The 11557-nt window shown below is 71.2% G+C and carries 9 protein-coding genes; 4 read left to right on the top strand and 5 right to left on the bottom strand.

The window, feature by feature from the left end; all coding sequences use genetic code 11:
* Window positions 1-17 precede the first annotated feature (17 nt).
* Window positions 18-932, bottom strand: coding sequence for a zinc metalloprotease (locus WME75_RS37205; RefSeq protein WP_437481150.1), 915 nt, complete (start codon window positions 930-932; stop codon window positions 18-20).
* Window positions 933-948: 16 nt separating this feature from the next.
* Window positions 949-1425, bottom strand: coding sequence for a hypothetical protein (locus tag WME75_RS37210; RefSeq protein WP_437481153.1), 477 nt, complete (start codon window positions 1423-1425; stop codon window positions 949-951).
* 276 nt (window positions 1426-1701) lie between these two features.
* Between WME75_RS37210 and WME75_RS37215 the strand changes: the two genes are divergently transcribed.
* Together WME75_RS37215 and WME75_RS37220 are read left to right on the top strand one after the other, a co-directional pair.
* Entirely contained in the window at window positions 1702-2154 is a 453-nt protein-coding gene (locus WME75_RS37215; RefSeq protein ID WP_437481155.1) for a Fur family transcriptional regulator, read from the top strand.
* Window positions 2155-2383: 229 nt separating this feature from the next.
* Window positions 2384-4090 (top strand): permease, encoded by a 1707-nt coding sequence (locus WME75_RS37220; RefSeq protein ID WP_437481157.1) that lies wholly within the window; start codon window positions 2384-2386, stop codon window positions 4088-4090.
* Between the two features lie 197 nt (window positions 4091-4287).
* Here the strand turns inward: WME75_RS37220 and WME75_RS37225 are convergent, their stop codons facing one another.
* From WME75_RS37225 to WME75_RS37235, 3 genes are all read right to left on the bottom strand, one after another.
* Window positions 4288-5373 carry a serine/threonine-protein kinase gene (locus WME75_RS37225; RefSeq protein ID WP_437481160.1) on the bottom strand — a complete coding sequence of 362 codons (1086 nt, stop codon included), beginning with the start codon at window positions 5371-5373 and terminating at the stop codon, window positions 4288-4290.
* A 343-nt stretch (window positions 5374-5716) separates the two neighbouring features.
* The gene (gene glnA / locus WME75_RS37230) at window positions 5717-7123 is read right to left on the bottom strand and encodes a type I glutamate--ammonia ligase (RefSeq protein WP_437481163.1); all 1407 of its coding nucleotides are present in this window, start codon (window positions 7121-7123) and stop codon (window positions 5717-5719) included.
* Window positions 7124-7264: 141 nt separating this feature from the next.
* Complete coding sequence (locus WME75_RS37235) at window positions 7265-7603, bottom strand: P-II family nitrogen regulator (RefSeq protein WP_012239819.1); 339 nt, start codon at window positions 7601-7603, stop codon at window positions 7265-7267.
* A gap of 642 nt (window positions 7604-8245) precedes the next feature.
* On the opposite strand from WME75_RS37235, the gene WME75_RS37240 reads away from it, so the two are divergent.
* A complete protein-coding gene (locus tag WME75_RS37240; protein WP_437481166.1) occupies window positions 8246-10969 on the top strand; it encodes a serine/threonine protein kinase in 2724 nt (907 codons plus the stop codon).
* 4 nt (window positions 10970-10973) lie between these two features.
* The gene (locus WME75_RS37245; RefSeq protein WP_437481169.1) at window positions 10974-11549 is read left to right on the top strand and encodes a GNAT family N-acetyltransferase; all 576 of its coding nucleotides are present in this window, start codon (window positions 10974-10976) and stop codon (window positions 11547-11549) included.
* Window positions 11550-11557 lie beyond the last annotated feature (8 nt).

Consider the following 11557-nt stretch of genomic DNA (forward strand, 5'->3'; position numbering starts at 1 on the left):
CCCACATCATCTCCCGATCAACGATATGTATCCCAGAACGCCGACATGCGATCGACCTGCCCCGAAGTGAACGAGTCCATGCAGGCGTCGTCGGTATAATCCATGAAATTCTGAATCGGGTCGAACCCACCGCCCCTGCAGGTGTCCCGGCTCATCGGGCAACCGTACGCGGCGCTGCGCTCAGCCGACGTGTCCTCGACCCCGTCACCGCTCTTGCTGCAGCCGCCCTGGAAGGTGTGGTAGAGGCCGAGCCAGTGACCGACCTCATGCGTCCCCGTATCTCCCTCGTTGTACGGCGCCGCGGCGCCGCCGGGCAACGAGGAGTGGAGCAGGACGACGCCGTCGTCGCCCGGGTTGGCCGTGTAGCTCGAGGGGAACGTCGCCCAGCCGAGTAGACCGCCGCCCGGGTTGGCCGTGTAGAGGTTGAGGTGGTCGGGACCACCGACGCGAAGCGCCGACTTGGCTTGCCGCTCGGCCGAGGAGCCGAGCCTCATGGTGTACCAGGTCGCGTTCGTCGTCCGGTCCACCGAGGCCAGAACGAAGCGGAAGCGGGTGGTCGCGTAAGCGTCGTTGAGCACGGCGATCTGCTCCTCGATGCTGGCCTGGGGCACGTTGCCGTTCGAGGTGCTCGTTCCCTTGTTGATGACGTGGACGTGCACGGGGATCTCGACGTCCGTCTGCGCGGTGAACCCGACCGCCGCCCTGCTGCGAACGAACTGGTCGACGGTGTCCCGTTCAACGTCGCTCAGCTCGACGGTCGCGCAGCTGCGCCGCAGCGGAGCCGGGGCCGCCTCCACCTGCTCGGGATCGACGTCGGCGACGACCGGTTCTTCCTCCTCCGCCGGGGTCGACGGGTCGCCGTTGCACGCGGCGGCGCTCAAGGCAGCGATCAAGACTAAGGCAAGTACCTCCGCACACGTCCGAGCTCGCATAGACATTCTCCTTGGTTCAGGCCCCGCAAAGGAAGCAGGAATATATATCCACCTTGACAATCAGTTCAATTCCAAAAGGGCTGATTCCACTCAAGACGACGAGGTGAGATTCCACGTCTTGGTCGTCTTGCGTCATCTCGTCGAACGCCAGCTGGTGCCTCGGGGCGCGCGCCGCGATGACGCGGCGCAACGGCGTGCGCGGCGCCGACACGCCGGCTGCTCCAACATGGAGCGATCGCTCCATTATGGAGCACACGGCGAGATCAACGCTGACCGAGGGGCCCTCGACTCGAGGCCAGATAACGACCAGGACGCTGGCCGTTCCGCCCATTTTCCATGTCCTCTGCGTATTCAGAAGCAGGCTCGAGGAGCTCATCCAGGTTTCGAGAAGCCCTCTGAGGAACGCCGTATCGAGGCTCATCCGCCTGGCCTGTGCAGTTTGAGCCATGCTCGAATCGAGGCGCGCGAGGTTGTCCAACTCGCTATCTGCCACATTACTCAGCGTAGTCCGACGGCCGCGCTCGCTGCGCCGGCGCGCTCCGGGCGGCGCGGCGCACGCGTGCCCGGGGTCCGGGCGGGAGCGCAGCGAGCTCCTACCCGCCCGGAGGGCGCTCGGCGGCGGTCTCGCCGCGCGACGGCCGGCGCGGCGAGGAGGCGGCGGCGGCGGTCGAGCGATCTCACTTACCCCCGCGGCCGTCCCGGGGCGCGCGGCCGGCGAGCTCCGTGCATCCTGATTGCAGTAATGTCCTGGCGACGGTAGATGTCTCGCATGGCGCGTTCGAAAGCAGGTCAGTCCGCGGAGCAGCTCCGCGAGCAGATCCGGGCGACCGGCCTGCGAGCCACCTCGCCGCGCATCGCCGTGCTGCAGAGCCTCGGCCGCACGCGGACGCCCGTCAGCCACGCCGAGCTCGCGGCCGAGCTCGCCCCCAAGGGGTGGGATCGCGCCACCATCTACCGGAACCTGATCGATCTCACGAACGCGGGGCTCGTGCGCCGCACCGACATGGGCGACCACCTCTGGCGGTTCGAGCTGCGCGAGGGCACCGGCGACCACGCGACGAACGAGCACCCGCACTTCATGTGCGACACGTGCGGAGACGTGCTCTGCCTCCCCGACGAGAGCATCGAGATCAAGGCGGCGCGCGGCGCCCCCCGCGCGCTGCGCCGCAAGGGCCTCCAGATCCAGATCAAGGGTCGCTGCGACCGGTGCGTTCAGCCCTGAGCCGCGGGGCCACCGGCGCAGCGCGGCAGCCCTGAGCCGCTGGGCGACCGGCGCCGCGGGCCGCCTGTAACGCGGGCCGGCCTGTGCCGCGGGGCCCCCGAATCGCAGGTCCCTCTGAGCCGCGCGACAACGCGTCGCTCCGCGGGGACGCGACGGCTGTTCGCACCTCGATTGCAACACCAATTTGATGTTGATAAGGGTCCCTGGCTCGGGCATAGCCCACCGGCCCATGCTCGCGCTCGTCGTCGCCTTGTCGATCGCCGGCCTCGCCACGGGGCCGCTCCTCGTGGCGCTCGGCCGGCGCCGGGCGCTGCCGACGTCAGCGCTCGACGGGCTGACGCTCGGGCTCGTCCCCGCCCTGGTCCTCGCGCGCCACCTCCCGCACGCGGTCGAGGAGATCGGCGCGCAGGCGGTCCTCTGGACGGCGCTCGGGTACGTGGCGCTCTCGCTCACGGAGCACCGGCGGCGCGACACCGGCAAGGTCCTCGGGCGGGAGATCGCGTTCTCAGCGCTCGCCGTGCACGGGCTGCTCGACGGCGCCGGGCTCGCGCTGGCCGCGTCCGCGGCCGACGGCGGCGCGGACGGGGTGCTCTTCGCGAGCGCCGTCCTCGTGCACCGGCTCCCCGAGGGCCTATCCCTCGCGGCGCGCTTCCTGCCTGCCTGGGGCTGGCGGCAGCTCGCCCTGCGCCTCGGTCTCCTCGGGCTGCTCACGCTGCTCGGCGCCCTCCTCGGCCAGCGCCTCATGGAAAGCCTCCCCCACGAATCGTTCGAGGTGTTCGTCGCGTTCGGCCTCGGCGTCCTCCTGCGGCTCGTCGTCCACACGCACGAGGCGCCGCCCCGGAGCCGGACGGCGCGGACCGCGAGCGCCGTCGCGTGCGTCTCGGGCCTGTGCGTCGCGCTCGCGCTCCCCAGCCCGGAGAGCTTCTTCACGTATGCCCACGCGTCCGAGCTGTCGATGACCGAGTCGCTGGGCCCGCTGTTCGTCGAGACGGCGCCCGCCATGCTGGCGGGGCTCGCTGCGGCGGGGCTCATGCACGCGTTCTTCCCGCGTCACGCGATCGGACAGCCGCACGGCGGCGCCGCGCTGCTCTCGCTGCGGTTGCTCGGCCTGCCGCTCACCGCGGTGCGCGTCGCCAGCAGCGCGCTCCTCACCGTGCTGGTCGCGCTCCTCGTCGCCAGGGTAGCCGGGTCGCCCGGCGCGGCGCCGCGCCGCAGCGCGCCGCTCGCCTCGGGCGTTGCCGCGTCGCCGGGCGCGCGGCTCCGTGCGGCCGCCGTCACGGCCGCCGGTCCTGCGCTCGATCGCGTGGCCGCGTGGTACCTCGTCGGCCTCGTGCTCGCCGCCGTCCTCGAGGCGACGTTCGAGCCGGCCGCGGCGCGCGCGCTCGGCGCGCCGGCCGACATCGTGGTGAGCGCCCTCATCGCGGCGCCGGTCTACATCTGCGCGCAAGGCGCGACGCCGCTCGCCGCTGTGATGATCCACAAGGGGTTCTCGGTCGGCGCGGCGCTCGCATTCCTCCTGGTGGGGCCCACGACCAGCGTCGCGCTGCTCGCCCTGCTGAAGCGGTCGATCGGCGCACGCGCCGCCGCCGCCTTCGCGCTCTTCAGCGTCGCCTTCGCCGTCGTGGTCGGCCTCGTCGCGAACGCGCTCGTCCCCGGCGCCGTGGTCCCGGACCTCCACGACCTCGCAGCCCACGAGCACGCCGCCGTCGAGTGGGTCTGCGCGGCGGCGCTCGGCGCGCTCCTGCTCTGGAGCTTCACGAGGCTCGGACCGCGCGCGTGGTTCGGCCACATGCTCGGCACCGGCGGCGCCCCTGCGCCCAGCCCGGCGGAGCCGTACGCGCCGGATGCGCACGCGCATCGCTGCGCTGCACACGACGCCCTGGGCGGCGACGGCGCGCACGCGCCCCCCACGGGCACCAGCGCGCCGCGCGCCTGACGCGGAGCGCTCCGCCCCGCTCGTTCCACGAGACGCCGCTCGCCGGTCGCGGCCGGCCCTCGCGCGCCGCCCTCACGCATCGCGCATCCGGCGCGGCGCGGCGATCATCCGAGCTGGACCGCGCCGTGAGGATCGCGTTCGAGGAGCGCAGAGGCGAGCCGCTGGGGTGGGACGAGCGCGCCGCCGAGCCTCGTCGCTCAGCGGCTCCAGTACCGGCCGAGGAGCACGAGCGCCATCGCCCAGACCACGACGCCGAGCCCCGCCGCGACGAGCATGGCCGGCGGCAGCCGCCTTCCGTGTTGCACGAGCCGCTCCAGCGTCCCCGCCGCGCCGCCGCCGCGCATCGCGGCGCTCTCCGGCGCGAGGCTGAGCTCGTCGCCCAGCACGAAGTCCGAGGCGCGCCGCCCCTTCTGTCCCCGGAAGCGCGCGGCGCGCAGCTCGCGGAGCACGGCCTCGAGCTCCTTCGCGAGCACGCCCGCCGAGGCGATCCGATCGTCGCGCTCGCGCTGCAGGCAGGCGTCGACGATGCGGCAGAGGCGCGGCGGGAGCCCCGGCTTGCGCGAGGCGATCGGATCGCAGTCCTTGCTCATGATGCGGACCATGAGCGCGTTGTAGTTCGGCGCCTCGTGCGGGAGCGTCCCGGTCAACGCCTCGTGCAGCACGACGCCGAGCGACCAGAGGTCGGCGCGGCCGTCCAGGTCCTCGCGCCCCGCGGCCTGCTCGGGCGACATGTAGGCCGGCGAGCCGACGACGCAGCCCGTGTGGGTCAGCGCGAAGTTGTGCTCCTTCTCCAGCACCTTGCTGATCCCGAAATCGAGGATCTTCCCCACGAGCTCACCCAGGTGGTTGCGGTGCACGTAGAGGTTCGCGGGCTTCAGGTCGCGGTGGATGATCCCCTGCTGATGGGCCATGTCGAGCGCCCGCGCGAGGCCGATGAAGATCTCGACCAGCGTCTCCGGCTCGATCGTGTGCTCGCGCCGCAGCCACTCGTCGAGCCCCTCGCCGACGAGCAGCTCGAGCACGAGGAACGGCGAGCCGTCCTCCGCCTGACCGAGATCGAGGATCTCGACGATGCTGGGGCTCCGCACGCGCCCGCTCGCCTTCGCCTCGTTGAAGAAGCGCTGGAGCGCGACGGCGTCCTCGGCCACCTCGGGGCGCATCACCTTGAGCGCCACGTCACGGTCGATGAGCTCGTTCTTCGCGGCCCACACCGACCCGCTGGCGCCTCGGCCCAGGATCTTCACGAGCCGGTAGCGAGACTGGATGAGATCGCCGGGGTTCACTGCTGCGCCGAGGTGTCCCGGGGACGAGGGTGTCTCACCCCCGGACCCACATCAGAGACGGGTCGGAGGATACCCCGGCGCATGGACGAGCGGTACCGCGGCACCGCCAGGTCCAGCGGGGACCCAGAGTTCGCGAGGCGAGGGAGCGACAGCCCACTTTGCGCCCCGAGGGCCGCAGCGCAGGGCGGAGAAACCCTGGATTTCGAGGCGCCGCGACGCCTCGTCTCGGCGTCAGCGGCGCTCGACGAACAGGACAGCGAGCGAGGAAGAGAGCGGGCAGCGAGGGTCACAGCGCAATTTTCCCGTGCGCCGGGCCCTGCGCTGCCTCGGGGGGTGGGGAGGATCAGACGTCGTAGTAGAGGAAGAACTCGTGCGGGACCGGGCGGAGCCGGATCGCGTCGACCTCGCGCTCGCGCTTGTAGTCGATCCAGGTCTTGAGGATGTCGCGGGTGAAGACGTCGCCGCGGAGCAGGAACTCGTGATCGCGCTCGAGGCAGGAGAGCGCCTCGTCGAGCGAGCCCGGCATGTGCGGCACTTCCTTGAGCTCCTCGGGCGAGAGCGCGTAGATGTCCTTGTCGAGCGGGTCGCCCGGATCGATCCGGTTCTGGACGCCGTCGAGGCCGGCCATCATCATGGCCGCGAAGGCGAGGTACGGATTGCAGCTCGCGTCCGGGAAGCGGACCTCGATGCGGCGGCCCTTGGGGCTGTTGCCGGGGGGCAGCGGGATGCGGATCGACGCCGAGCGGTTGCGGCTCGAGTACGCGAGGTTCACGGGCGCCTCGTAGCCCGGGACGAGCCGGCGATAGCTGTTCGTCGTCGGGTTGGTGAGCGCGGCGATCGCCTTCGCGTGCTTCAGGATGCCGCCGATGTACCAGAGGCCCATGTCGGACATCCCGGCATAGCCGTCGCCGGCGAAGAGCGGCTTGCCCTCCTTCCAGAGCGACTGGTGGCAGTGCATGCCGCTGCCGTTGTCGCCGAAGACGGGCTTCGGCATGAACGTCACCGACTTGCCGTGTTTGCGGCCGACGTTCTTGATGACGTACTTGAACCACATGAGGTTGTCGGCCATCGCGGTCAGCGTCGAGAACTTGATGCCGATCTCGCACTGCCCGGCCGACGCCACCTCGTGGTGGCCGACCTCGACTCCGATGCCCGTCTCGATGAGCGTGGACATCATGTCCGCGCGCAGATCCGAGAGCGTGTCGGTCGGCGGAACGGGGAAGTAGCCCTCCTTCGACCGGATCTTGTGGCCGAGGCCGGCCTTGCCGGTGTTCCAGACTGCCTCCTCGCTGTCGATCTCGTAGAACGCGCCGCGCTGCGAGCTCTCGTAGCGAACCGAGTCGAAGACGAAGAACTCGGCCTCGGGCCCGAAGTAGGTCGTGTCAGCGATGCCGCTCGCGCGGAGGTGGTTCTCCGCCTTCTGGGCGATGTAACGCGGGTCGCGCCCGTAGGGCTGGCCGGTCACGGGATCGCTGATCTTGCAGATCATGCTGAGCGTCTTCTGGGCGTGGAAGGGGTCGAGCTTCGCCGTCGACGCATCGGGCGTCATCAGCATGTCGCTGGCGTTGATCGGCTGCCATCCGCGCACGGAGGAGCCGTCGAAGCCGATCCCCTCCTCGAAGATGTCCTCGTTCAGACGGGACACCGGGACGGTCGTGTGCTGCCAGATGCCGGGCAGATCGATGAACTTGAGATCGACAAACTTTACGTCGTTTTCCTTCGCAAACGCGACGACATCTTTCGCCTTCATGATCTTCTCTTACCTCGCTGACTCGCTGCTCTCGCTGTATGTGACTTTACGGCGCGCGGGCTCGTGCTCGCTGCTAGCTGCCTGGGGTGTCGAGCCTGCGACCCGCCGCGATTGCCCTGTGACGCTCTGCCCGCGGCTCGCCTAGATGGCGTCCTCGCCGCGCTCTCCCGTGCGGATCCGCACGGCTTCCTCGACGGGGACGACGAAGATCTTGCCGTCGCCGATCCGACCCGTCTTGGCGCTCTTCTCGATGGCGTCGATCACGTCGCTGACCATGCTGTCCGGCACGACGATGTCGACCTTCACCTTCGGGACGAAGTCGACGACATACGCCGACCCTCGATAGACCTCCTTCTTGCCACCGGTCCGACCGAAGCCCTTTACCTCGGTCACCGTCATGCCCTGAATCCCGACCTCGGCGAGGGCGTCCTTGACCTCGTCGAGCTTGAACGGCTTGATGATCGCCTCGACCTTTTTCATTGCGCACGCCTGTGGTGACCGGATGCCCGCCAGGGTAAAAACCCGGGCGCTCACCCGAAAAGCCCCGCCGGAGCAGAGCCGGTAAAGGGGGGTCGCTTCCGCCGGCGGCCTCCCGTCGATGTGCCGGGCGCCGCCCGGCCTCCGATCCGTGACGGGGTCCTCTCGGCCTCCCGAGCATTGCCCCGACGCTTGTCAACAGACTCAGGCCCCCATCCAGCAGAGCTGGATGGACGACCCTCTCCCCGGGCGCCGGCGCAGCGACCGGAGGTCCAGGCTGGTGTACCCAAGCTCATGTTTCCGGAATGTTTCGCGCATCATGCGTGCGTGAGAAAAGTGGTTCCGGCATCAGAAAATCGGATCCCGCTTACGTTTTTCAATCCCTCCCGGGAGCCCCCGGGAGGAGCGCGCGCCCGCTCCCCTCGCGGCGGCGCCGGGGGGGGTGGGGCACGCCTCGTCCATGGCCGGCCGGCATGGCCCCGCCTCCCGGCTCCGGCCGGGAATGGCTGAGCTCGCCTCCACGGCGCCCCCGAGGGGTGGATCCCCCCTCCTGACGGGTCACGCCGCGCTCGCCTTGTTCTTGCGACGCGGCTCGAATAGTCTCCGCTGGCGAATCCAGTCGCGGGACCGCCCTGCCTGATGGCTTTGCCGAACAAAGCGAAGATCCCGGTAGGCACGGTCCTCGCCGGAAAATACCGCATCACACGCGAGATCGGGCGCGGTGGCATGGCCGCCGTGTACGAGGCCGAGCACATCGACATCGGCAAGCGCGTCGCGATCAAGGTGCTCGCACAGGAGCTGACGACCTCGGCCGTCGTGGTCGAGCGCTTCCTCCGTGAAGCCCGTGCCGCCGCGTCGATCCGCAGCCCGTTCATCTGCGACGTCTACGACTCCGGCAAGCTCGACGACGGGCGGCCCTTCCTGGTGCTCGAGCTCCTGGAAGGCGAGTCGCTGTACGAGCGCATGACGGTCGTCAGGTACCTCGACCCCGAGACCACCGTCACGGTGATGTCCCAGGTGTGTCGAGGGCTCACCAAGGCGCACGCCTCCTCGATCGTCCACCGCGACCTCAAGCCGGAGAACATCTTCCTCACGAAGGACGAGGAGGGCCGGCTCTGCGCGAAGATCCTCGATTTCGGGCTCGCGAAGTTCTACGCGCCCGTCGACGGCGGCGACGCGCAGGCGCGCCTCACCCGCGAGGGCGCCGTGTTCGGAACGCCGGCGTACATGAGCCCGGAGCAGGTGCGAGGCCAGGGGGCGGTCGACCACCGCGCCGACCTCTGGGCCCTCGGTTGCATCACCTACGAGTGCCTCACCGGCCGCACCGTCTGGCAGACCGAGCAGGGCGTCGCGATGACGTTCGCGCAGATCGCGAACGCGCCGCTGCCGCAGCCCGCGGCGCTCCGCCCGGACCTGCCGCCGAGCTTCACCGTGTGGTTCGAGAAGGCGCTCGATCGCTCGATCGATCGCCGCTTCCAGACCGCGAGGGAGTTCGCCGACGAGCTCTCGGTCGCGCTCGGCGTCGCGCAGCCGACGCCCCCGCGCGGCGCGGAGCCGTCGCAGGCAGGGCTCCTCCCGACGGGCGGCGCTCCGCCAGCCGACGTGACGTTCGATCCGCCGGGGGTCGTCCGTGTGACCCCCAACGAAGCGCGGCGCACCGTCCCCTCGGGCCCGGCGGAGCGCGGGGGCGACCCGTTCGGCGGGCTCGACCTCTCGAGTCCGCACGGCGGCGCGCTGGCCGGGCGCGTGAGCCAGGGCGCGGGGCAGCAGATCTCGTTCTCCGGAGGCCCGGGCGACGCCTCGGTCCCCGATCCGCTCGCGCAGCGCTCGCCGCCGAGGCGCGGCGGCGCCGGTCGCGCGCTCGTCGTCTTCGGCGTGCTCGTGCTCGCCGCGGGCGCCGCTTACGCGGGCTACCTCCAGTTCCTCAAGCCGACGGCCCTGCCGCCCGTCTCCTCGAGCAGCGCGCCGCCGCCGCCGCCGGCCATCAGCGCGCCGTCGTCCTCCGCGCCGACCGCCGTGCCGGCGCGCGCCGACGCCCAGGCCGAGCCACCCGGCCTGCCGTGGCCGCCGCTCGTCGCGCAGGCGCAGGAGTCGCTCGCCGCGGGCGACCTCAAAGCCGCGCTCCGGCAGCTGAGGGACGCTCAGGAGAAGGGCAACCACCCCGTGCCTCGGACCCTGATCGAGCACGTGCAGGTCGCCATGAAGGACGCGAGCGGCAAGGCCCCCTGCCAGCTCACCGGGCTCGCGCGGCCGCGCACGCACGATCTTGTGCGCGAGGGCGGCCGCGCCATCGGCGCCAGCCGGCCCTCGATCACGCTCGGGCCGCGCGGCGCGGTGGTCACCTGGACGGACTCGCACGAGGGAAGCGAGCACGCCTACACGGCGGTGCTCGACAGCGCGATGCGGCCGTCGTCGCCGGCGCTCGACGTGACGCCCGAGGGCCGCGCCATCGGGCGCCCCGAGCTGACCACCGCCGGCGATCGGCTGGTGCTCACGTACTGGGACGGCAAGGGGCCGGAGGCCGGCGTGCACGTGCGCTGGCTCGACGCCAGCGGCCGGATCGACGGGCCCGCGATGATGGTCGCCCGCTTCCCTCGCGGAGGGAACTCCTGGCCCTCGCTCGCGCGCACCTCCGAGGGGTTCTCGATCGCGTGGTCGGACGACGGCGACAGCGCGTCCGAGGACCTCTTCATGCGCCGCCTCTCTCCGAATCTCGATCCGGTCGGCGAGATCATCCGGCTGACGGACGTCACCCCGACGGGCCCCTCGAAGCCGCGCGTCCGCTTCCCCTCGATCGCGGTGACCGACGACGTGATGCACCTCGCCTTCCGCTTCGATCGCGAGCCGATGCGGGTCATCCAGTACATGCGCCTGCCGCTCGCGAGCGCCGACAAGGGGCTCCCGCCGGCCGCCCCCGGCAAGCGCGCCGACCGCGCGCTCGGCGACCTGTCGCTCGTGAACAGCGATCGCGCCCGGAGCGACAACCCCTCGCTCGCCTGCGGCACGGGCGGCTGCTTCGTCGTCTGGCACGGCGAGGCGCCGATCGGGGGCGCCTCGGCCGCCTACATCGATCCGGCCAAGGGCCAGCCGCTCTGGCGCAAGCGGTTCTCGAAGGCCGGCGCGCGCCCGGCAGTCGCGATCGCGCCGAGCGGTCAGGCCCAGCTCGTCTGGTTCGAGCAGGGCCGCATGCTGACCGCATCGATCAACCGCGACGGCATCGGCACGCCCACGAGGTTCGCCCGCGTCAGCGGCGATCAGCCGGCGCCTTCGATCAGCCCCGGCGCGAGGCCTGGAGAGTGGTATGTCGCCTGGCTTGACTACGAGGCGGGTCATCTCGAGCCCTACGCCGCTCGCATCCAGTGCCGGTGACCCCATGCTCATCCTCCCACCTCGAAGCGAGGTCCGCGCCCGCCCCATCGAGACCGAGCGGCTGATCCTCGTGCCCATCGACCCGTCCGACGGCCCCGAGCTCTGGCTCGCGGTCAGCGGCTCGCGCGCGACCCTCCAGCGCTGGCTGCCCTGGGTGCAGTTCCACACGGATCCGGCCGCGAGCGTGCGCTTCGCCGAGGCGTGCGCCGCCGACTGGGATCACGGCAGGGCGCTGCGCTTCGTCATCCGCGAGCGCGCGCACCGCTCGCTCGCCGGGGTGGTCGGGCTCGAGTCGTGCGTGCACCTGCACCGCTCCTGCGAGCTCGGGTACTGGCTGCGCAAGGAGGCGACCGGACGCGGCCTCATGACCGAGGCCGCGCAGGCCGCGCTCGGGTTCGCGTTCGGCCACATGGGCGCGCACCGGGTGCGGGTCGCGGCCGCGACGGACAACCACGCCTCCCTCGCGGTCATCGGCCGGCTCGGCTTCCGCTTCGAGGGCATCGCCCGCCAGGCCGAGTGGTGCGACGGCCGCTGGCTCGACCACTCCGTCTTCGCGCTCCTGGCGACCGATCCCAGGTGAGGCGCGCC

It is taken from the genome of Sorangium sp. So ce1014 (assembly GCF_051521505.1).
GTDB lineage: Bacteria > Myxococcota_A > Polyangia > Polyangiales > Polyangiaceae > Sorangium.